12 protein-coding genes are annotated in these 23,958 nt (G+C 70.0%); 11 read left to right on the top strand and 1 reads right to left on the bottom strand.

The features are described 5' to 3' along the window. Positions 1-147: 147 nt before the first annotated feature. The 5 genes from F3J18_RS25460 (at position 148) to F3J18_RS25440 (ending at position 13,879) form a co-directional block, all read left to right on the top strand. Positions 148-501, top strand: coding sequence for a YciI family protein (locus F3J18_RS25460; RefSeq protein ID WP_025100977.1), 354 nt, complete (start codon positions 148-150; stop codon positions 499-501). Between the two features lie 122 nt (positions 502-623). Then, complete coding sequence (locus F3J18_RS25455) at positions 624-1,019, top strand: YciI family protein (RefSeq protein WP_036055703.1); 396 nt, start codon at positions 624-626, stop codon at positions 1,017-1,019. A 247-nt stretch (positions 1,020-1,266) separates the two neighbouring features. Further along, positions 1,267-2,550, top strand: a complete 1,284-nt coding sequence (locus tag F3J18_RS25450; RefSeq protein ID WP_166914879.1) for a sigma-70 family RNA polymerase sigma factor — start codon at positions 1,267-1,269, stop codon at positions 2,548-2,550. A gap of 833 nt (positions 2,551-3,383) precedes the next feature. Next, complete coding sequence (locus F3J18_RS25445; protein ID WP_240156440.1) at positions 3,384-11,999, top strand: autotransporter-associated beta strand repeat-containing protein; 8,616 nt, start codon at positions 3,384-3,386, stop codon at positions 11,997-11,999. Between the two features lie 689 nt (positions 12,000-12,688). Next, positions 12,689-13,879, top strand: a complete 1,191-nt coding sequence (locus tag F3J18_RS25440) for a transposase (RefSeq protein ID WP_166914877.1) — start codon at positions 12,689-12,691, stop codon at positions 13,877-13,879. Positions 13,880-14,198: 319 nt separating this feature from the next. On the opposite strand, the gene F3J18_RS25435 is transcribed toward F3J18_RS25440, so the two are convergent. Continuing rightward, complete coding sequence (locus F3J18_RS25435; RefSeq protein WP_166914875.1) at positions 14,199-15,761, bottom strand: mannose-1-phosphate guanylyltransferase/mannose-6-phosphate isomerase; 1,563 nt, start codon at positions 15,759-15,761, stop codon at positions 14,199-14,201. Positions 15,762-16,194: 433 nt separating this feature from the next. On the opposite strand from F3J18_RS25435, the gene F3J18_RS25430 reads away from it, so the two are divergent. From F3J18_RS25430 to F3J18_RS25405, 6 genes are all read left to right on the top strand, one after another. Beyond that, positions 16,195-17,571 carry an undecaprenyl-phosphate glucose phosphotransferase gene (locus F3J18_RS25430; protein ID WP_166914873.1) on the top strand — a complete coding sequence of 459 codons (1,377 nt, stop codon included), beginning with the start codon at positions 16,195-16,197 and terminating at the stop codon, positions 17,569-17,571. A 72-nt stretch (positions 17,572-17,643) separates the two neighbouring features. Continuing rightward, a complete protein-coding gene (locus tag F3J18_RS25425; protein ID WP_166914872.1) occupies positions 17,644-19,083 on the top strand; it encodes a UDP-glucose/GDP-mannose dehydrogenase family protein in 1,440 nt (479 codons plus the stop codon). A gap of 26 nt (positions 19,084-19,109) precedes the next feature. Beyond that, positions 19,110-19,553 carry a low molecular weight protein-tyrosine-phosphatase gene (locus tag F3J18_RS25420; protein WP_025101157.1) on the top strand — a complete coding sequence of 148 codons (444 nt, stop codon included), beginning with the start codon at positions 19,110-19,112 and terminating at the stop codon, positions 19,551-19,553. A gap of 5 nt (positions 19,554-19,558) precedes the next feature. After that, entirely contained in the window at positions 19,559-20,734 is a 1,176-nt protein-coding gene (locus F3J18_RS25415) for a polysaccharide biosynthesis/export family protein (protein WP_166914883.1), read from the top strand. Positions 20,735-20,788: 54 nt separating this feature from the next. Continuing rightward, positions 20,789-23,014, top strand: a complete 2,226-nt coding sequence (locus F3J18_RS25410; protein ID WP_166914881.1) for a polysaccharide biosynthesis tyrosine autokinase — start codon at positions 20,789-20,791, stop codon at positions 23,012-23,014. A 36-nt stretch (positions 23,015-23,050) separates the two neighbouring features. Further along, the coding region (locus F3J18_RS25405) for a glycosyltransferase family 2 protein (RefSeq protein ID WP_166914870.1) at positions 23,051-23,958 on the top strand (908 nt) is incomplete at its 3' end.

The following is a 23,958-nucleotide window of genomic DNA, read 5'->3' as shown; positions in this document are numbered from 1 at the left end:
GCGGCGGCCAGGCGCATCGCTCGCGAGTGGGCCGGCCCTGATGGACGCTCGCCGGGCGCGCGCCCAGAATAGGCGGCTCGGGCCCGGCGCCGCGCTCATTCGCATTGCCGCGCTGCTTGGTCCACCGTTCGATCACCGGAGAAGATCATGGCTTTTATGCTTCTGATTGCCGAACCCGTCGGCCAGCGCGCGCAGCGCACGCAGGAGGAGGGCCGCGCGCTGTACGAGCGGATGCTGCGCTTCGCCGGCGAACTGGAATCGCGCGGCGTGCTGCGCGCGGCCGAATCGCTGGTGTCGGAGGACAAGGGCACGCGCGTGCAGGTCCGTAACGGCGAGGCGCGGGTGGTCGACGGGCCGTTCGCCGAGGCCAAGGAAATGATCGGCGGCTTCTTCCTGCTCGACGTGGCTACCGAGGGCGAGGCGGTGGCGATCGCCAAGACCTGTCCGGCGGCCGAATGGTGCACGGTGGAGGTTCGCGAGCTCGGCCCCTGTTTCCTGTAGCGGCAGTGGCACGCTCGTGGTTTTCCCGAGGCGATGTCGAAATCGTGTCGGCTCGTGCGTCGTAGCGACAGGAGCCCGCCAGACGGCGCGGCACCGATCCACGACCAACGGAGGACGAAGCGATGCGATTCATGATCATGGTGCGGGCGACCCGCGCGAGCGAGGCCGGCATGCGGCCCGGCCAGGCGCTGATGGAGGCGATGGAGGTCTTTCACGTTGAGCTCGCGAAGGCGGGCGTGCTGCTCGACGCGGCCGGGTTGCGGCCCAGCGACGAAGGCTGGCGCGTCGAGCATGCGGGTGGGCGGCGCACCGTGTTGGACGGGCCGTTCGCCGAGACCAAGGAGCTGATCGCCGGCTACACGATGATCCAGGTGCGCTCGCGCGAGGAGGCGCTCGAATGGTCGCGGCGCTTTCCCTCGCCGTTCGGCGAGGACGACGGCACGATCGAGGTGCGGCAGTTGTTCGAGCCCGAGGACTTCGAGCCGGGCGGCTACTTCGATCGCAAGGCACGCGCCTGAGGCAAGGGCCCGGTCGCGGCGCGACACGGCCGGCCTCCGGGTAGGTATCCAGGCGGCCGGCGCGCCGGGCCGGGCGCGAGACGAGCACGACGCATCCTGCGCATGCCGGCGTCGATTGCAAGAACCAACGGCGCATTCATTCGGAGTGCATACCGGGCACGGCCGCGCTTGGCCGATGCCCCGAGGAGACAGCCATGCAGCAGCGCATCGACAACCGGCCGCCGGCCCGCGCGAGCGGAGCCGCGGCGTGACGGGCGCCGCGGCCTCGCGCGCGATCGAAGCCGTGTGGCGGATCGAATCGGCCAGGATCGTCGCCTACCTGACGCGCATGCTGCGCGATGTCGGCGCGGCCGAGGAGGTCGCGCAGGACTCGCTGGTGGCCGCGCTCGAGCACTGGCCGCGCGAGGGCGTGCCCGACAATCCGGCCGCCTGGCTGATGACGGCCGCCAAGCGCCGCGCGCTCGACCGGCTGCGCCAGGACACGCGCCACACGCGCAAGCAGGAGCAGCTCGGCCATGAACTCGACGCGCTCGGCAGCTGGGTCGCGCCCGACGTGGCCGACGCGCTGGAAGCCGCGCGCGAGGACGATATCGGCGACGACCTGCTGCGGCTGGTGTTCATCGCCTGCCACCCGGTGCTGTCGAGGGACGCGCGGGTCGCGCTGACGCTGAAGCTGCTCGGCGGCCTGTCGACCGACGAGATCGCGCGCGCCTTCCTGACGCCCGAGCCGACCATCGCGCAGCGGATCGTGCGCGCCAAGCGCACGCTCGCCTCCGCTCGGGTGCCGTTCGAGGTGCCGCGCGACGACGAGCGCGCGGCGCGGCTCGGCTCGGTGCTGGAGGTGATCTACCTGATCTTCAACGAAGGTTATTCGGCCACCGCCGGCGACGACTGGACCCGCCCGGCCCTCACCGACGAGGCGCTGCGCGTGGGCCGCGTGCTGGCCGAACTGACGCCGGACGACAGCGAGGTCCATGGGCTGGTGGCGTTGATGGAACTGCAGGCCTCGCGCATGCATGCACGCATCGATGCGGCTGGCCGCCCGGTGCTGCTGCTCGACCAGGACCGCGGCCGCTGGGACCGGCTGCTGATCCGGCGCGGGCTGGCCGCGCTCGAGCGCGCGCGCGCGTTGGGCGGCGCGCGCCGTCCCTATGCGCTGCAGGCCGCGCTGGCCGCCTGTCACGCGCAGGCGCGGACGGCTGAGGATACAGACTGGTCTCGTATCGTCGCGCTCTACGACGCATTGGCCGAGGTCACGCCCTCGCCGGTCGTCGCGCTCAATCGCGCGGTGGCGGTCGGCATGGCCGCGGGTCCGGCGGCCGGGCTGGCGCTGGTCGATGCGCTGGCCGGGGATCCCGCGCTGGCGCGTTATCCCTGGCTGCCGGGCGTGCGTGCCGACCTGCTGGCACGGCTCGAACGTCACGACGAGGCGCGTGCCGAATGGCTGCGCGCAGCGGACCTGACGCGCAATGCGCGCGAGCGCGAACTGCTGCTGGCGCGCGCCGCCGCGCTGCCCGTCACGCGGCGCTGAGCGCGGGGCGGGGCTGTCCGCTGCGACGGCCCGCTCTTCTTCGACGGCTGGCATGCGCCGCGTGCCGCCCACGCTTGCCCGGATGGAATGCGGCACGCGCATCGGTCGCCCCCGATCCACTTCGATCGGCTCTCTGTTGCGCATCACCGACAGTCGCCCTGTCGCGACACAGCGATCGCATCGACATGCCCATCCAGCGCGTGCATCCGTTGCAAGGGCACGACAACGCCGTGCCGGGGCCGGGTGTGTTCATTGCCCCTCGCGCGAGCGCATTCCGCTCTTCGCTGCACTGCGACGGACAAGCCACGCGCCTATCCATTGCCTTGACGCCGCGTAATTGCTGTATCCGCACAATTGAACAAGGCACGGCTTAATTCAATCGAGTCTCGATTTGTCTCATTCCCCGATTGTTTCAATTGAAAAATTTGAGGTGCCTATTATTCGGCTCGCGGAGGTCGCGCAATCGTTTTTCCTGTCGAATTCGTAAAATTCGTTCCGATGGTAATTGTCAATTTGCCGTGCTTTGTTGTAGCCTTTTTTTGTCATGCAAAAGAATTAACCCGATCGACCGAGACGCACGTTTTATTCCTGAGGGGGAATACGGCCATGCCGAGCTGATCCGCTGCGACGTTGCGTTGATGTACTGAATTTTCCCAGTTGTTTCAGGTGCTTGGCGCTGCGCATAAACGCGGCGGGGCTTCGCTCGTCCCGCGTTTTTCGCCCCGGAGCCCGGTTTTGCACGCGCGTTCCGGATCGGTTGCCGATTGCCGCCATCGATTGGCCTTGCTTAACAGATTTACATCGTATGAAACCGTGTTAAGGAGAATTGACAGATGGTCCGCGCCCGCGATTCGAAAGACGGCGAATTGCCGAAACTCCTGCCCGCCATGGGCGTATTCCTTGCATTGGTCGGGGCCGGAATCATTCCGGCCGAGGCGGCGTGTACCGCGGCCGGCTCCAATGTCAGTTGTTCAGGCGCCGCCAATCCGCTGGCGCCCAGTTATGCCAATGGCGGCAACAACCTCAATGTCACCGTCAATCCGGGCGGTAGCGTCGGCGTGCTGCTCGGCGTCGGCGGCAATGCCATGACCCTGACCGGCAGCAACGACACGCTGACCAACAACGGCCGCATCGACCCGACCCTGCTCGGCACCGGGCTGGGCGTGCTGTCCTCGGGCGTGGTGATGGGCAATGCCTCGGCCAGCACCCAGACGGTCACCAACAACGGCACCATGGCCGGTACCACCGGTCTGTCGATCGGCCTGACCGGCATGGCGCTGGCGGTGCAGAACGGCGCGGGCGGCACCACCAACATCACCAATACCGGCACCATGTCGACCAGCGGCATCATCGGTGCCACCCTGCTCGGCCCCGATGCGGGCGTGATCGCCGCCTACGGCGGCGGCCAGGTCAACATCAACAATTCCGGCACCATCACCGGGCGCGTGGCGCTCGGCAGTTCGGCCGGCGGCAATACCTTCACCAATTCGGGCACGGTGAACGGCAGCGTCTCGATGGGCGCCAACAGCACCAACCAGTTCATCGCCACCACCGATTCCTCGGTCAACAGCTCGGGCGGCACCGGCCTGGCGGTCAATCTCGGCATCGGCTCGGTCACCATCGGCTTCGCGGCCACCGGCACCGTCGACGGCGGCGCGGGCGGCAACAACACGCTGACCCTGCAGCAGGGCACCTCGGCCACCGGCACCGTCAACAACGGCAACTACGTCAACTTCAACCACCTCGACGTGCAGAGCGGCACCTGGACGCTGTCGGGCGCATCGGGCGCGGTCGATGCCACGCTCGGCAACGGCGCCACCGCGGTGGTCAACAATGCCGCCTCGCTCGGCACCGGCACCATCAACGCCAACGGCGGCGCGATCCAGTCGGCCACGCCGGGCCTCACGCTGTCCAACAACATCGGCACCAGCGGCGCCGGGCTGGGCGTGTCGGGCAGCTCCAGCCTGAACCTGTCGGGCACCGTCTCGGGCGCCGGGCCGGTCACCCAGTCGGGCAGCGGCACGCTGACCCTGTCGGGCAACAACACCTACACGGGCGGCACCAATCTCAACGCCGGCACCATCGTGATGGGCAACAACCAGGCGCTCGGCACCGGCACGCTGACGGTGGGCGGCAACGCCACGCTCGACAGCAGCCAGGCCGTCACCGTCGCCAACCAGGTGGCCGTCAATGCCGGCGCCTCGCTGGCGCTGGGCGGCAGCAACGCGATGACGGTCAGCGGCGCGATCTCGGGCGCGGGCGGGCTGGTCAAGAACGGCGCGGCCACCACCACGCTGACGGGCGCCAATACCTACACGGGCGGCACCACCATCAACAGCGGCACCCTGGCGCTGGGCGCGGGCGGCTCGCTGGCGGCCACCGGCGCGGTCAACCTGGCCGGCGCGGGCGCGGGCTTCGACATCAGCGCCTCGGGCGCGAACCAGACCATCGGCGCGCTGGCCGGCGCGGCCGGCACCACCGTCTCGCTCGGCGCGAACACGCTGACCATGGGCGACGGCACCAACCAGAGCTTCGGCGGCACCATCGGCGGCACCGGCGGCCTGGTCAAGCAGGGCAGCGGCACCGAAACGCTGACGGGCGCCAACACCTACACGGGCGGTACCACCATCAACGGCGGCACGCTGGCGCTGGGCGCGGGCGGCTCGCTGGCGGCCGGCGGCAGCGTCAACCTCGGCACCGCCGGCGCGGGTTTCGACATCAGCGCAGCGGGTGCGAACCAGACCATCGGCGCGCTGTCGGGCGTGGCCGGCACCACCGTCTCGCTGGGCGGCAATACGCTGAGCTTCGGCGACGCGACCAACCAGAGCTTCGGCGGCGCGATCGGCGGCACGGGCGGCATCGTCAAGCAGGGCTCGGGCACCGAGACGCTGACGGGCGCCAACACCTACACCGGCGGCACCACCATCAACGCGGGCACCATCGCGATCGGCGCGGGCGGCAGCCTGTCGAACCAGGGCACGGTGAACCTGGCGAACGCGGGTACCTCGCTCGACCTGAGCGGGGCGAGCACGCCGCAGGCGATCGGCGGGCTGGCTGGCGCGGCGGGCTCCAGCGTGAACCTCGGCGCGAACGGCCTGACGCTCGGCGACGCGGGCAATCACACTTTCGGCGGCACGATAGGCGGCACCGGCGGCGTGACCAAGACGGGCACCGGCACGGAAACGCTGACGGGCGCGCAGACCTATACGGGCGGCACCACCATCAACGGCGGCACCTTGGCGCTGGGCGCGGGCGGGTCGCTGGCGGCCGGCGGCAGCGTCAATCTCGGCAGTGCGGGCGCGAGCTTCGACATCAGCGGCGCGGGCGCGGCGCAGACCATCGGTGCCTTGTCCGGCGTGGGCGGCACCACGGTGGCGCTGGGCGGCAACGGCCTGACGTTCGGCGACGGCACCGACCAGACCTTCGGCGGCGCGATCACCGGCACGGCCGGCATCACCAAGAACGGCAGCGGCATCGAAACGCTGACGGGCAACAGCACCTACACCGGCGGCACCACCATCAATGCCGGCGGAATCGCGCTGTCGGGCACCGGCAGCCTGTCCTCGACGGGCGTGGTCAACCTCGCCAATGCCGGCACCTCGCTCGACATCTCGGGTTCGAGCGCGGCGCAGACCATCGGCGGGCTGGCCGGCGCGGCGGGCTCGAACGTCAATCTCGGCGCGAACGGGCTGAGCTTCGGCGACGCGGGCAACGAAACCTTCGGCGGCACCATCGCGGGCACGGGCGGCATCACCAAGGCCGGCACCGGCACCGAGACGCTCACGGGCGCGCAGACCTACACGGGCGGCACCACCATCAACGCCGGCACGCTGGCGCTGGGCGCGGGCGGGTCGCTGGCGGCCGGCGGCGCGGTGAACCTGGGCGGCACGGGCGCGAGCTTCGACATCAGCGGCGCGGGCGCGGCCCAGACCATCGGCGCGCTGTCCGGCGTGGCGGGCACCACGGTGGCGCTGGGCGGCAACGGCCTCACCTTCGGCGACGGCAGCAACCAGAGCTTCGGCGGCGCGATCACCGGCACGGCCGGCATCACCAAGGAGGGCAGCGGCACCGAAACGCTGACGGGCACCAACACCTTCACGGGCGGCGCGACGGTCAATGCCGGCACGCTGGCGATCGGCGCGGGCGGGTCGCTCGCGGCCGGCACCGGCATCAACCTGGCCAATGCCGGCACGGGCTTCGACATCAGCGGCGCGACCACGCCGCAGACGATCGGCGAACTGTCGGGCGTGGGCGGCGCCAGCGTCAATCTGGGCGCCAACACGCTGACGCTCGGCGATGCCGGCAACGCCAGCTTCGGCGGCGCGATCGGCGGCACGGGCGGGCTGGTCAAGCAGGGCACCGGCACCCAGACGCTGACGGGCGCCAACACCTACACGGGCGGCACCACCATCGGCGCCGGGACGCTGGCGATCGGCGCGGGCGGCTCGCTGGCCGCGACCGGCGGCGTGGCGCTGACGGGCACGGGCGCGGCACTCGACCTGAGCGGCGCGGGCGCGGCCCAGACCATCGGCGCCTTGTCCGGCGTGGCGGGCACCACGGTGGCGCTGGGCGGCAACGGCCTCACTTTCGGCGACGGCAGCAACCAGAGCTTCGGCGGCGCGATCACCGGCACGGCCGGCATCACCAAGAACGGCAGCGGCACCGAAACGCTGACGGGCACCAATACCTTCACGGGCGGCGCGACCGTCAACGCCGGCACGCTGGCAATCGGCGCGGGCGGGTCGCTCGCGGCCGGCACCGGCATCAACCTCGCCAATTCGGGCGCGGGCTTCGACATCAGCGGCGCGACCACGCCGCAGACCATCGGCGGGCTGACCGGCGTGGGCGGCAGCACGGTCAACCTCGGCGGCAACGGCCTGACTTTCGGTGATTCGGGTAACGAAACCTTCGGCGGCACGATCGCCGGCACCGGCGGCATCACCAAGTCGGGCAGCGGCACGGCCACGCTGACGGGCAGCAATACCTTCACCGGCGGCGCGACCGTCGATGCGGGCACGCTGGCGATCGGCGCGGGCGGTTCGCTCTCGGCCGGCACCGGCGTCAACCTCGCCAACGCCGGCACGGGCTTCGACATCAGCGGCGCGACCACGCCGCAGGCGATCGGCGGCCTCACCGGCGTAGCGGGCTCGACAGTCAACCTCGGCGGCAACGGCCTGTCCTTCGGCGATGCCGGCAACGAAACCTTCGGCGGCACGATCGCCGGCACGGGCGGCATCACCAAGGAGGGCACGGGCACCGCCACCTTGACCGGCGCCAACAGCTTCACGGGCGGCGCGACCGTCAACGCCGGCACGCTGGCGCTGGGCGCGGGCGGCTCGCTCGCGGCCGGCACCGGCATCAACCTCGCCAACTCGGGCACCAGCTTCGACATCAGCAACTCGGGCGCGGCGCAGACCATCGGCGGCCTGAGCGGCGCGGCCGGCTCGACGGTGGCGCTGGGCGGCAACGGCCTCACTTTCGGCGACGCCGGCAACCAGACCTTCGGCGGCGCGATCACCGGCACCGGCGGCATCACCAAGGCTGGCACCGGCACCGAGACGCTCACGGGTGTGAACACCTTCACGGGCGGCGCGACCGTCAACGCGGGGACGCTGGCGATCGGCGCGGGCGGCTCGCTCACGGCCGGCACCGGCCTCAACCTCGCCAACGCCGGCGCGGGCTTCGACATCAGCGGCGCGACCACGCCGCAGGCGATCGGCGGCCTCACCGGCGTGGCCGGCAGCACCGTCAACCTCGGCGGCAACGGCCTGTCCTTCGGTGATTCGGGCAACGAAACATTCGGCGGCACGATCGCGGGCACCGGCGGCATCACCAAGGAAGGCAGCGGCACGGCCACGCTGACGGGCGCCAATACCTTCACGGGCGGCGCCACGGTCAATGCCGGCACGCTGGCGATCGGCGCGGGCGGGTCGCTGGCGGCCGGCACCGGCGTCAACCTCGCCAATGCCGGCACCACCTTCGACATCGGCAACGCGGGCGGCGCACAGAGCATCGGCGGCCTCGCCGGCGTGGCGGGCTCGACGGTCAACCTCGGCGGCAACGGCCTGAGCTTCGGTGATTCGGGTAACGAAACCTTCGGCGGCACGATCGCCGGCACCGGCGGCATCATCAAGTCGGGAACGGGCACGGCCACGCTGACGGGCGTCAACACCTTCACGGGCGGCGCCACGGTCGACGCGGGCACGTTGGCGCTGGGCGCGGGCGGGTCGCTGGCAGCCGGCACCAACGTGCTGCTCGCCAACGCGGGCACGGGCCTCGACATCAGCAATTCGAGCGCGGGGCAGACCATCGGCGGGCTGACCGGCGTGACCGGCTCGACCGTCACGCTCGGCAACAACAGCCTGAGCTTCGGCGATTCGGGCAACGAGACCTTCGGCGGCTCGATCGGCGGCGCGGGCGGCATCGTCAAGATCGGCAGCGGCACGGCCACGCTGACGGGCGCCAACAGCTTCACGGGCGGCGCCACGGTCGATGCGGGCACGCTGGCGATTGGCGCGGGCGGGTCGCTCGCGGCCGGCACCGGCGTCAACCTCGCCAACGCGGGCGCCACCTTCGACATCGGCAACGCGGGCGGCGCCCAGGCCATCGGCGGGCTGACCGGCGTGGCCGGCACCACCGTCAACCTCGGCGGCAACGGCCTGAGCTTCGGCGATTCGGGCAACGAAACCTTCGGCGGCACCATCGCCGGCACCGGCGGCATCACCAAGGAAGGCACGGGCACCGCCACCCTGACGGGCGCCAACAGCTTCACGGGCGGCGCCACGGTCAATGCCGGCACGCTGGCGATCGGCGCGGGCGGCTCGCTCGCGGCCGGCGGCACCGTCAATCTCGCCAACACCGGCACGAGCTTCGACCTGAGCGGCGCGAACACGCCGCAGACGGTCGGCGGCCTCGCCGGCGCGGCGGGCTCGACGGTCAACCTCGGCGGCAACACGCTGACGCTCGGCGGCGCCGGCAACACCAGCTTCGGCGGCACCATCACGGGCACCGGCGGGCTGGTCAAGGCCGGCACCGGCAGCCAGACGCTGGGCGCCGACAGCACCTACAGCGGCGGCACCACGCTCGGCGGCGGCACCCTGGTGGTGGGCAGCAACGGCGCGCTCGGCAGCGGCGCGCTGACCGTCAGCGGCCCGGCCACGCTCGACACCTCGGCGGCGGTCACGCTCAACAACGCGGTCAACCTCGGCAACACGGCCAGCATCGGCGGCAGCCAGGACCTGACGCTGGCCGGCACCGTGTCGGGCACGGGCGGCCTGGTCAAGGACGGCAACGCGGCGCTCACGCTCTCGGGCAGCAATACCTACAGCGGCGGCACCACGCTGAACGGCGGCTCGCTCGCGCTCGGCAACGCGCAGGCGCTCGGCACCGGCGCGCTGACCGTCAACGGCGGCAGCCTGCTGCTGGGCAGCACCACGCTCACGCTCGGCTCGCTGGACGGCGCCGCGGGCGGCACCATCGACACCGGCAGCGGCGGCCTGAACGTGGCGGGCGGCGGCACCTACGGCGGCGCGCTGACGGGCGCCGGCTCGCTGACCAAGAGCGGCACCGGCACCCTGACGCTGACCGGCGACAACAGCTACGCGGGCGGCACCACCATCGCCGGCGGCACGCTGCAGGTCGGCAACGGCGGCACCTCGGGCACCCTGGCCGGCAATGTCGCGAACGCGGGCTCGCTGGTCTTCAACCGCTCCGACGACACCAGCTTCGGCGGCACGGTGAGCGGCACCGGCTCGCTCACCCAGGCCGGCAGCGGCCAGCTCACGCTGACCGGCGCCAGCACGCTGAGCGGCCCGACCACGGTGGCGGCCGGCACGCTGAACGTGGCCGGCTCGCTGGCGCAGTCGACCGTCACGGTGATGAACGGCGGCACGGTGACCGGCACCGGCACGATCGGCGGCCTGGTGGTCGGCAACGGCGCGACCGCGGCGGCCAGCCAGCCGGGCAGCTCGCTGAACGTGGGCGGCAACCTCACCTTCCAGCCGGGCTCGACGCTGCAGGTGGCGGCCAACCCGCAGCAGGCCGGCTCGGTGAAGGCCACCGGCGCCGCGCAGATCGGCGGCGGCACGGTGCAGGTGCTGGCCAACACGGGGGTCTACTCGCCGTCCACCAGCTACACCATCGTGGATGCGAGCGGCGGCCTGAGCGGCACCTTCAGCAACGTCACCAGCAACCTCGCCTTCCTCAAGCCGCAGCTCAGCTACGACGCGAATCGCGCGGTGCTGGACCTGGTGGCCAACGGCACCTCGTTCACCGACGTGGCGCAGACCCCGAACCAGCACGAGGTGGCCACCGCGATCGGCACGCTCGGCGCCGGCAACCCGGTCTACGACACGCTGCTGTCGACCGATGCGCCCACCGCGCGGGCGGCCTACAACTCGCTCGACGGCGAGCTCTACGCGAGCATGAAGAGCCTGCTGCTGACCGACAGCCGCTATGTGCGCGATGCCGTGACCGATCGCGTGCGGCAGGGCCTGGCGGCCTCCAGCGGACCGCTCTCGGCGCTCGCCGCGGGCGGCGCCTCGTTGTGCGGCGACGCGAACTCGGTGCTGTCCGGCCCGGCCGGCGCGGCCACCGCGCAGCAGCGCTGCCAGTCCACGCCGTATCAGCCGGTGGTGTGGGGCCAGGCCTTCGGCGGCCGCAGCCGCTTCGACGGCAACAACAACGCCTCGAGCGTCTCGCGCAGCATGACGGGCTTCATCGCCGGTGCCGACGTCGGCCTGGGCGACCACTGGCGCGCGGGTGTGGCCGGCGGCGTGACCCACAGCAGCTTCGACAACGACACGCAGTCCTCGGCCAGCGCCGACAGCTACTCGCTGTCGATCTACGGCGGCGGCCAGTTCGGCGCGCTCGGCCTGCGCGGCGGCGCGGCCTACACCTGGCATCGCATCGACACCGATCGCTACCCGGGCTTCGCGGGCTTCTCGGACCACGCGCAAAGCGGCATCAACGCGCAGACCGCGCAGGTGTTCGGCGAAGTCGGCTACGCGCTGCCGGCCGGCGCGGTGGCCCTCGAGCCCTTCGTCAACCTCGCCTACGTGAACCTGCACACCGACGGCATGACCGAGACGGGCGGCGCGGCGGCCCTGCGCAGCGCCAACGAGTCGAACAGCATCGGCTTCTCGACCGCCGGCCTGCGCGCGGCCACCAAGTTCGACGTGATGTCCCGGGGCGGCTTCTCGGCGCGCGCGATGGCCGGCTGGCGCCATGCCTTCGGCTCGACCACGCCGAACTCGACCTTCGCCTTCGTGAACGGCGGCTCGGCGTTCCAGGTGTCGGGCGTGCCGATCGCGCGCGATGCGGCGGTGGTCGAGCTGGGCGTCGACGCGAACCTCACGCAGCGGCTCAAGCTGGGCCTGACCTACAGCGGCCAGTACGGCAGCGGCGTGCGCGACAACGCGGTGCTCGGCAACCTGCTCTGGAAGTTCTGAAGCACCGGCGCGGACCCACGCCTCGCGCGTGGCGTCCGCGCCGTCCGCGCCGTCCCATTCGCTGCGGCCTGCGCCGATTCCGATAGTCTCCTCTCCATCTCCTCCAGCGTATGCGCTGGCAATAACGGCGCGCCATTTCGCGAACCGCGTCCACGCCGCTCCATGCCCTGACAGACCTGTATTCCTGTAGAAATCGACAGGCGGATTGGCAATGCGAATCAAAAATTCTTTATCGAATTTCCGGAGAATTTACCGATTGGAGATATCAATCGGAAATTCATTCCTTTTTCAATCATTGACTCCAATCTGCAACAAATCGTAAGCAAATATGACCAAGGTCAAAGCCCTTGCTGGGCGTGACTTTCCAACAAAATGGATAAGCATTTCAATCAGTGTCGGATTGGATGAGGCGGAGCTTGAGAATTCCTTGTTTCAGCGGGTAACAATACGAGATTGTCATATTGAGATAAACCCTGATGGTGGTATGCTTCATGCACATTAAATCCCGCATCCCACTGCGACAGGGGTTTCATGCATCGACGTCGTGAATTGCAGCACCGCTTCAGTGCGCAATGCATCGGCGCGGCGCCCCCGGTATCGTCCAATGTGCAACCTGGCCATGATCGTGCGTGCCACACGGTCATGTTGCCCCGATCGCAGCCCCGGCCTGGCTGCGTGTGGAGAGATCTATGTTCTTCGATGAGTTGAGCGATGAAGAATGGACACGCGTGTCGACGCTGATCGCGGACGAACCGATCCGGCTGAACCGGCGCGGGCGACCGCGCGCGGAGACGCGCGTGGTCGCGAACGCGATCCTGTGGATCCTGACCACGGGCGAGCCGTGGTCGAAGCTGCCCGGCCGCTATCCCTCGGGTCCGACCTGCCGCCGCCGCTTCGAGGAGTGGCTCGCGAGCGGCACGCTCGGCGAGATGGTCGCGATGCTCGCTGAATTGAGCGGGCGCGCGTTCGCCTATGTGCCGCCGCCGCCCGAGCTGGTGGTGCCGGCGCCGCGCACCGAGCCGGTGGCCAACAACGACCGCCTGCGCGGCGTGTTCTGGCAGAACCCCGAATCATGGCGCCTGCCGGTGCCCGAGACGGGCGAATGGCAGGACGAGGAAGACGAGGCCGGCATGCGGCAGACGGTGCGCGAGGCGCCGGCGGCCGCCATCGCGCAATTGGCGCAGCAGGTCGCGCAAGCGGAGCTGCAGGCCGGCGCGGCGCGCGCGGCCCTGCTCGCGCGCGAGGCCGAGGCCGAGGTTGAGGCCGATGCGGCGGCCGCGCCGGTTGCCGGCGAGACCGCCGAGCAGGGCGATCACGCTGATCACGGCGAGCATCCGCGGCCGGTGTCGGTGCGCTTCGCCACCGTCGCCCCGCAGTCCGAGCCGTATCACGGCTACACGCTCTACGGCACCGCGCAGCCGGTGCAGAACATGATGTATCGCGCCTGGGCCGAGATCGCGCAGGACGGCCGCCGGGTCGAGCGCTCGGGCCTGATCGGCCCGCGCTTCTCCGATCCCGAGGCGGCCGAGCGTTATGCGATCGCCTGGGGCCGCGACTGGGTCGATCACCAACTGGCGCTCGAGGCCCAGCCCGATGCCGCGGTCGATGTGCCGCGCGAGGTCCGGGCCGAGCCGGTGGCCGCCGTCGCCTCGGTGCCGGCGCCGCGCGCCAAGGCGGACGCCGCCGCCGCGCTGCTGCCGATGCGCACCGTGCATTCGGCCGCGGCACTGGCGACGCTGTCCACGCTGGTGCCGGCCGATCGCGGCAACATGCGCCACTTCGGCACCGAGCGCCGCCATCTGATGGACGGCGAGCTGACCGATCCGGCCACGCTCGCCACCGAATTCGCGCATCGCGAGTTCGCCTACCAGATCGGTTGAAGCCGGGTCGGCGCCGCGCGCCGAATCATGCGCCGGCAGCCTTCGGGCTGCCGGCTTTTTTGCGCGGCTAGTTCGCGTTCTCGCTGCTCGTGGCTTCATGCGCCGAGCTCATGCGCGTTGCTGGCGAGCGAGCCCGCGCACGCGGCGGGCAATCCAGTGACGAGGAAGCCGATGTCGATCGCACCGGCATGTCATGCGCTGCGGCGGATCGCGAGAGGAGAGGGATGAGGAGGGAAGCGGTGCCGCCCGCGCCGCGCCTCGACGGCGCGATCGCGAGCGGCCAGGGAACGCAGGGGCGGGTGGAAGCCCGCCCCGTGAATCAGCCGCGGCCGTAGGTATCGTCGAAGCGGACGATATCGTCCTCGCCGAGATACGAGCCCGACTGCACCTCGATCAGTTCGAGCGGCATCTTGCCGGGGTTCTCGAGCCGGTGCTTGACGCCGAGCGGGATGTAGGTCGATTCGTTCTCGGACAGCAGGAAGCTTTCCTCGCCGCGCGTGATGCGGGCCGTGCCGCACACCACGATCCAGTGCTCGGCGCGATGATGATGCATCTGCAGGGACAACTGCGCGCCGGGCTTGACGACGATGCGCTTGACCTGGAAGCGCTCGCCCATGTCAACCGAATCGTAATGGCCCCACGGGCGATGCACCTTGCGATGATTGCTCGCCTCGCCGCGCGACTCGCTCTTCAGGCGCTTGACGATCTTCTTGACGTCCTGCACGTGCGCCTTGTCGGCCACCAGCACCGCGTCGGCGGTCTCCACCACGATCAGCTCGCGGGTGCCGACGCAGGCCACCAGCCGGCTTTCCGAATGCGCGAAGGTCGCGCTCGCGCCCTCGAACATCACCTCGCCGCGCCCGACATTGGCCGCCTCGTCCTTCTCGGAGATCTGCCAGATCGCGTCCCAGGAGCCGACGTCGGACCAGCCGGCGTCGAGCGGCACCACCACGCTCTCGCAGACCTGCGGCGCGCCCACCAGCGGCTCCATCACCGCGTAGTCGATCGAGTTCGAGGGCGATTCGCCGAAGCTGTCGCGATCGAGGCGGAAGAAGGTGCCGTCGTCGCGGCCCAGCGAGACCGCGCGCTCGCAGGCCGCCAGGATGGCCGGCTGGAAATGGCCGATCGCTTTGAGCCAGACCGAGGCGCGCACCACGAAGATGCCGCTGTTCCACCAGTAGTCGCCCGAATCCACGTACTGCTGCGCCAGCTCCAGGTGCGGCTTCTCGACGAAGCGCTCGAGCCGGCGCACGGCGATCTCGCCCTGCGTGTCGAGCGCCTGGCCGACGCGGATGTAGCCGAAGCCGGTTTCCGCGCGATCCGGCAGGATGCCCATGGTGGCGATACGGCCCTGCGCGGCATGGCGGATGGCCGCGTCGAGCGCGGCCTGGAAGCGGGCGAGATCGGCCACCGCGTGGTCGGCCGGCATCACCGTCAGCACCGCGTCGCCCTCGCAGGCGATCGCGCGCAGCGCAGCGATGGTCAGCGCAGGGGCGGTATCGCGGCCGAAGGGCTCGAGCACGATCGAGGCCTCGCGGCCGACCAGCCGCAACTGCTCGGCGGTGGTGAAGCGATGATCGTCGCCGCAGACCACCATCAATCGTTCGGAGACCGGATGATCGCCCTGGTAACCCTCCAGGCGGCGGGTGGTCGACTGCAGCAGCGATTCCTCGCCGAGCAGGCCGATCAGCTGCTTCGGGAACTGCTCGCGCGACATCGGCCAGAGGCGCGTGCCGGAGCCGCCCGCCAGCACCACCTGCTGGACCGCCAGGCGCGTGCCGGCAGGGGCCGCCGCGCCGTCGGCAGGGGCTGACGCGGGATTGGCGCGGGAGGACGGGGACGCGACGTCCGGCTCGACGCCGGCGACGGACGGAGGATTCATCGGGACACTCCTCGAAACGGTGGATCGGTCCGAACGTTTTTAGCACAACAGAAAGACGCTAAAAAGTTTTTGCTGCGGCGCGGCATCGTAAGATCCTGGAAAAATATAAAAAATAATGTCTAAGCCGCGCTCAAAATTCGCCTTGCCAAAAAAAGTAAAAAATAGGGAATGAAGGATGGCAAGTCATTGAAATTAATGAGATTTGTAAAATGACGCACCACGAAGGGAGCCGATCTCGACTTGTCGCAGGAAAAAAGTGCCGAGAAAAATTCAAAGAAAATACGCAAAACTTTCCGAATATTTTTAGAAATACTTGCGCGCTTGCAGCAACATTTTTCTTATCGCTTCATAGCGTCTGCAGCAGAGCGAAACGGTTCCGCCTCGGGCCCGTCATGCACTGCGATCCGATCATCTGTCAGGCGAGGGAGCAACCATGTTGAGCGTGTTGGCGAGAGTGATCGATATCGCGATGGCGGTGCTGGGCGCGCTGATCGCGGCCGCGCTGCATCGCGGCGGCATCGTCGCGCTCGACGATCTGCAGCGTTCGATGGTGCTGTTCAACGGCATGCTGATCGTCGCGTTCTTCCCGGCCTTCGGCATCTACCAGTCCTGGCGCGGCAAGCCGATCCGCGCGCTGCTGTGGCGCGTGGCGATCGGCTGGCTGGTGGTGGAGGGCGCCGGGATCCTGATGAGCTTCAGCTTCCACCATTCCGGCGAGCTGTCGCGGCTGTGGCTCGGCTACTGGGCGGTGACCACCTCGGCGCTGCTGATCGCCACCAAGGCCGGCGTGCACTGGGTGCTGCAGAGCCTGCGCCGCGAGGGCTACAACCACAAGGCGGTGGGCCTGGTGGGCGACACCGGCGTGACGCGCCGCCTGATCGCGCAGATGCGCGCGCGCCCCGAGGCCGGCTTCACGCCCTCCTGCATCTTCGACGTGACGGGCACGGTCGACACCCGCGAATTCGACGGCGTGCCGGTCGAGCGGCGCTTCTCCGAGCTGGTGCGGCTGGTGCGCTGCCGCCACCTGCGCGAGCTGTGGCTGACCCTGCCGATCACCGAGGAGCGCCAGATCCACCGCATCGTCACCGAGTTCCAGCACGACTTCGTCAACATCCGGCTGATCCCCGACGTGCGCAGCCTGTCCTTCTTCAACCAGGAGGTGGTCGAGCTGCTGGGCGTGCCGGCCATCAACCTGGCGGCCTCGCCGATCACCGACGTGCGGATCCTGCCGAAGTTCGTGTTCGACCGGATGTTCGCGCTGGTCGCGCTGACCATGCTGGCGCCGGTGATGCTGCTGATCGCGGCGCTGGTGAAGCTGACCTCGCGCGGCCCGGTGTTCTTCCGCCAGACCCGCAAGGGCATCGACGGCAACGAGTTCCGCATCTACAAGTTCCGCTCGATGAAGGTCCATGCCGAGGTGAAGGGGCAGGTCACCCAGGCGCGCAAGGGCGATGCGCGGATCACGCCGGTCGGGCGCTTCCTGCGCCGCACCAGCCTCGACGAGCTGCCGCAGTTCATCAACGTGCTCAAGGGCGAGATGTCGGTGGTCGGCCCGCGCCCGCACGCGCTGGAGCACGACGACATCTACAAGGATCTGGTGCGCGGCTACATGTTCCGCTACCGGATCAAGCCCGGCATCACCGGCTGGGCGCAGATCAACGGCTTTCGCGGCGAGACCGACCGCATCGAGAAGATGTCGGGCCGCGTCAAGCTCGACCTCTACTACATGCAGAACTGGTCGTTCTGGCTCGACATCAAGATCGTGGTGCTGACGCTCTGGAAGGGCTTCACCGGCAGCAACGCCTACTGAGCCGCGGCGCCGCCTCCTCCTCGAATTTCCGCTTCAACGACGACGACCGGCGACGGTCGCAAGGGCTGACAAATGAACCTGACTATCATCGGCAGCGGCTACGTGGGGCTCGTGACGGGCGCTTGCCTGGCCGACATCGGGCACGACGTGTTCTGTCTCGATGTGGATCCCGTCAAGATCGGCGTGCTCAACGACGGCGGCGTGCCGATCCACGAACCGGGCCTGGCCGAGATCATCGCGCGCAACCGCGCGGCCGGCCGCCTGCGCTTCTCGACCGACGTGGCCTCGGCGGTGGCGCACGGCGACGTGCAGTTCATCGCGGTAGGCACCCCGCCCGACGAGGACGGCTCGGCCGACCTGCAGTACGTGCTGGCCGCGGCGCGCAACATCGGCAAGTACATGACCTCCTTCAAGGTGATCGTCGACAAGTCGACGGTGCCGGTCGGCACCGCCGAGCGCGTGCGCGCGACGGTGGCCGCGGAGCTGGCCGCGCGCGGCGTCGACACCATGTTCTCGGTGGTCTCGAACCCCGAGTTCCTGAAGGAGGGCGCGGCGGTGGACGATTTCGCGCGGCCCGACCGCATCGTGATCGGCTGCGACGACGACGTGCCGGGCGAGAAGGCCCGCGAGCTGATGAAGAAGCTCTACGCGCCGTTCAACCGCAACCACGAGCGCACGCTCTACATGGACGTGCGCTCGGCCGAGTTCACCAAGTACGCGGCCAACGCGATGTTGGCCACGCGCATCTCCTTCATGAACGAGCTGGCGAATTTCGCCGATCGGGTGGGCGCCGACATCGAGGCGGTGCGCCGCGGCATCGGCTCCGATCCGCGCATCGGCTATCACTTCCTGTACGCAGGCGCCGGCTACGGCGGCTCCTGCTTCCCGAAGGACGTGGAGGCGCTGATCCGCACCGCCGACGCCAGCGGCCAGTCGCTGCAGATCCTGCGCGCGGTCTCGCAGGTCAACGCCGGGCAGAAACAGGTGCTGGCGCGCAAGATCGTGGCGCGCTACGGCGAGGACCTGACCGGCCGCAGCTTCGGCGTCTGGGGCCTGGCCTTCAAGCCCAATACCGACGACATGCGCGAGGCGCCGAGCCGCGCGCTGATCGCCGAGCTGCTCTCGCGCGGCGCGCGGGTGCGGGCCTACGACCCGGTGGCCACCGCCGAGGCGCGCCGCGTGTTCGCGCTCGACCTGGCCGGCCAGCCCGAATGGCTCGAACGCCTGAGCTTCGTCGACGAGGCGGGCGAGGTGGCGGACCAGGCCGACGCGCTGGTGATCGTCACCGAGTGGAAGGCCTTCAAGAGCCCCGACTTCGCGGCCCTGGCCGAGCGCTGGAAGGCGCCGGTGATCTTCGACGGCCGCAATCTCTACGAGCCGCTCGCGATGCGCGAGCTCGGCATCGAATACCACGCGATCGGCCGCGCGCACGCGGCGCAGGCGCCGGCCGCGGGCCGTGCCGCCGCGCAGCCGGCCGCCAGCGCCAGCCCGGCCGCCGAGGCCGGCGCCTGAGCGCCCGAACCCGAGGAGGACACACGATGTTCCGTAACGTGCTGATCGTCTGCCATGCCAACGTGTGCCGCAGCCCGACCGCCGAGATGCTGTTCCGCACCCACGGGCGCGAGGCGCTCGGCGAGGACTGCGCCTTCCACTCGGCCGGCCTGGACGCCAACGACGGCGACGGCATCGACCCGGTGATGCAGGCCCTGCTGGCCGAGCGCGGCGTCGATGCCTCGACGCACCGCTCGCGCCGCCTGAGCCAGGCGATCGTGCGCGACGCCGACCTGGTGCTGGTCACCGAGCGGCGCCAGATCGACGCGATCGAGTCGGTCGATCCCTGCGCGCGCGGCAAGGTGTTCCTGCTCGGCAAGTGGGAGGACGCGGAGATCGCCGATCCGCACGGGCGCAGCGAGGCCGCGTACCGCGAAAGCTGCCGATTGATCGAACGTCTGGTTCAAGGATGGCTGCACAAACTATGCTGAAACGCCTGCTCAAGCGAACTTTCCTCACCGCGCTCGCGCCGCTCGTGGCGGCCGCGCTGCTCGGCGCCTGCGCCACCGCGCCCGGCAACTACATCAACACCTCGCGGCTCGACGAGAAGGGCTCGATGCCCGACACGCACTACGACGTCAAGCTGATCACGCCGCAGCTGGTGGTCTCGCAGGCGCTGGCCCAGCACGACAGCCGCCCGCTGCCGGCCGACCTGTTCCCGGATCCGACCCAGTACGTCTACCGCATCGAGCCGCAGGACATCCTCGGCGTGACGGTCTGGGACCACCCCGAGCTGACCACCCCGCAGGGCCAGTCCTTCTCGGCGGGCGGCAACACCACCCAGACCATCGCCGGCGCGCTGCAGCAGCCCTATACCAATGCGCTGCCGGGCCAGGCCGACCCTTACGGCCAGACGGTCGGCGCGGACGGCACCATCTATTTCCCGTTCGTGGGCCGCATCCGCGTGGCCGGGCGCACCGCGCAGGACGTGCGCGACGAGCTGGCCGCCAAGCTGGCGCGCTACGTGAAGAACCCGCAGATCGACCTGCGCGTGCTGTCGTATCGCAGCCAGAAGGTGCAGGTGACCGGCGAGGTCAAGACGCCGGGGCCGCTGGCCATCACCGACGTGCCGCTGCGCCTGGTCGACGCGATCACGCGCTCGGGCGGCACCACCGCCGAGGCCGACCTGCAGCGCGTGCGGCTCACGCGCGACGGCAAGTTCTACGTGCTCGACGCGAACGCCATGCTCGACCGCGGCGAGGCCAAGGAGAACGTGATGCTGCAGCCGGGCGACGTGGTCAACGTGCCGGACCGCAGCGACAGCCGCGTGTTCATCATGGGCGAGGTCAAGCAGCCGGTGACGGTGCCGATGCTCAAGGGCAAGCTCACCATCGCCGACGCGATCACGGCCGGCGGCGGGATCCTCGACACCGACGCGAATCCGCGCCAGGTCTATGTGCTGCGCGACCTGCAGGACAAGCCCGACACGCCGGACATCTATCGCCTGGACATGACCCAGCCCGACGCGCTGATGCTGTCGAGCCGGTTCCAGCTCAAGCCGCTCGATGTGGTCTACGTGGGCACGGCCGGGTCGGTGCAGTTCAACCGCCTGCTGCAGCAGATCTTCCCGACGATCCAGTCGATCTACTACATGAAGCAGATCACGCGCTGATCTGGCGAGGCCGGCGTCCCCCGACGCCGGCCCACCAACCTGAGGCGGATAGCCATCGTGAATACGCAAGTCAAACATCCCTACGCCGACATGGCGGCCAAGCCCGACGACGAGGACGTGGTCCTCGGCCAGCTGATCCAGGTGATCCTCGACGACATCTGGCTGCTGCTGGGCATCGCCGCGCTGATCGTGGCGCTCGCGGGCGTCTACTGCTACCTCGCGAAGCCGATCTACTCGGCCGACGCGCACGTGCGCGTCGAGGCGGCCGACAACACCTCGCAGGCGCTGACCCAGACCCAGACCGGCGCGGTGATCAACGGCGGCCCGGCCACGCCGGCCACCGACGCCGAGATCGAGATCATCAAGAGCCGCGGCGTGGTCGGCCCGGTGGTCGAGCAGTGCAAGCTGAACTTCTCGGTGGCGCCCAAGACCTTCCCGCTGCTGGGCGCGCTGTCGGCGCGCCTGGCCGCGCCGGGCAAGCTGGCCAAGCCCTGGCTCGGCATGGGTTCCTACGCCTGGGGCGGCGAGCAGGCGGCGGTCGACTCGATCGACGTGACGCCGGCGCTCGAAGGCAAGAAGCTGATGTTGACGGCCGGCGCCGACGGTGCCTACACGCTGGCCAACGAGGACGGCGGCCTGCTGCTGCGCGGCCGCGTGGGCGAGCGCGCCGAGGGCAACGGCGTATCGCTGCTGGTCAGCCAGCTGGTGGCGCGGCCCGGCACGCAGTTCGTGGTGGTGCGCCAGAACGACCTGGACGCGATCACCGCCTTCCAGTCGGCGATCCAGGTGAGCGAGCAGGGCAAGCAGACCGGCGTGGTGCAGATCTCGCTGGAGGGCAAGGACCCGGTGCAGACCGCGATGATCGCCAACGCGCTGGCGCAGTCCTACCTGCAGCAGCACATCAACAGCAAGCAGGCCGAGGCCAACAAGATGCTGGACTTCCTCAAGAGCGAGGAGCCGCGCCTGAAGTCCGACCTGGAGCGCGCCGAGGCCGCGCTGACCGAGTACCAGAGCACCTCGGGCTCGATCAACGCGAGCGACGAGGCCAAGGTCTACCTGGAGGGCAGCATCCAGTACGAGCAGCAGATCGCCGCGCAGCGCCTGCAGCTGGCCTCGCTCGAGCAGCGCTTCACGCCCGAGCATCCGATGGTGGTGGCGGCCAACCAGCAGCTCGCGCAATTGCAGAAGGAACGCGACAAGTACGCCGACAAGTTCCGCAGCCTGCCGGCCACCGAGGTCAAGGCGGTCGCGCTGCAGCGTAACGCCAAGGTCGCCGAGGACATCTACGTGCTGCTGCTCAACCGCGTGCAGGAGCTCTCGGTGCAGCGCGCCGGCACCGGCGGCAACATCCGCCTGGTGGACGCGGCGCTGCGCCCCGGCGTGCCGGTCAAGCCGAAGAAGGCGCTGATCCTGTCGGCGGCGGTGATCCTGGGCCTGATCGTCGGCACCGGCGTGGTGTTCCTGCGCCGCAACCTGTTCCACGGCATCGAGGATCCGGAGCGCGTCGAGCGCATGTTCAACCTGCCGATGTACGGCCTGATCCCGAAGAGCGTCGAGCTCGAACGGCTCGACGCGGCGGCCGAGAAGAGCGGCAGCGACATGCGCCCGATCCTGGCGGTGGCGCGGCCCAAGGACCTCAGCGTGGAAAGCCTGCGCAGCCTGCGCACCGCCATGCAGTTCGCGCTGATGGACGCCAAGAACCGCGTGATGGTGCTGACCGGCCCGACCCCCGGCATCGGCAAGAGCTTCCTGACCGTCAACCTGGCCGCGCTGCTGGCGCATTCGGGCAAGCGCGTGCTGCTGATCGACGCCGACATGCGCCGCGGCGCGCTCGACCGCTACTTCGGCGTGCCGCGCCGCAACGGCCTGTCCGAGCTGCTGAGCGACCAGATCGCGCTGGAGGAGGCGATCCGCGAGACCCAGGTGCCGGGGCTGTCCTTCATCCCGACCGGCCAGCGCCCGCCCAATCCCTCCGAGCTGCTGATGTCGCCGCGCCTGGCGCTCTACCTCGACGGACTCGGCAAGCGCTACGACGCGGTGATCGTCGATTCGCCGCCGATCCTGGCCGTCACCGACGCGACCATCTTCGGCGTGCTGGCCGGCTCCACCTTCCTGGTGCTGCGCTCGGGCATGCATACCGAGGGCGAGATCGGCGACTCGATCAAGCGGCTGCGCACCGCGGGCGTGCAGTTGCAGGGCGGCATCTTCAACGGCGTGCCGCCGCGCACGCGCGGCTACGGCCGGGGTTATGCCTCGGTCCACGAATACCTGAACGCCTGACGGGCGTGCCGCACAACGACGACGAGGTATGCACCGATGAAACTCTCCGTACTGGTCCCGACCTACCGGCGTCCCGCCGATCTCGCGCGCTGCCTGATCGCGCTGCAGCGCCAGCGCCGCGCGCCCGACCAGGTGATCGTGGTGGCCCGTCCCGAGGACGACGCCACCCATGAGTGCCTGGCCGATCCGCGCGTGCGCGGCGCGCTGCCGCTGGTGGTCGCGCCGGTCGAGGTGGGCGGGCAGGTGGCCGCGCTCAACCGCGGCCTCGACACCGCGCAGGGCGACGTGGTGGCGATCACCGACGACGATGCCGCGCCGCATCCCGACTGGCTCGAGCGGATCGCCGCCGCGTTCGCGGCCGATGCGCGGCTGGGCGCGCTGGGCGGGCGCGACTGGGTGCACGAGAAGGGCCGCGTGATCGACGGCGAGCGGCCCGAGGTGGGCCGCGTGCGGCTCTCGGGCAAGCTGATCGGCAACCATCACCTGGGCATCGGCGGCGCGCGGGAGGTCGACATGCTCAAGGGCGCCAACATGATCTACCGCCGCGCGGCGATCTCGGGGCTGCGCTTCGACACGCGCCTGCGCGGCGCGGGCGCCCAGACCCACAACGACATGGCCTTCAGCATGGCCGTCAAGCGGCGCGGCTGGAAGCTGGTCTACGACCCGGCGGTGGCGGTCGACCACTATCCGGCCGAGCGCTTCGACGAGGACCGGCGCGATGCCGCCTCGCGCAAGGCGATCGTCAACGCCGCCTACAACCTGCACCTGACGCTGCGCGAGCACCTGCCGCCGGCGCGGCGCGAGATCGCCTGGTGGTGGTACGCGCTGGTCGGCACGCGCGTCTATCCGGGCTTCGCGCACGTGCTGCTGTCGTTCGGCCCGCGCGGCGGCTCGCGGGTGCGCGAGCGCTGGCGCGCGGTGCGCGAGGGCGCCCACGACGCGCG

The organism is Burkholderia sp. Ax-1720, from assembly GCF_011753035.1.
Lineage (GTDB): Bacteria > Pseudomonadota > Gammaproteobacteria > Burkholderiales > Burkholderiaceae > Burkholderia > Burkholderia gladioli.
Note: the sequence above shows the minus strand (reverse complement) of the source record. Positions and strands in the feature narration are given on the sequence as shown.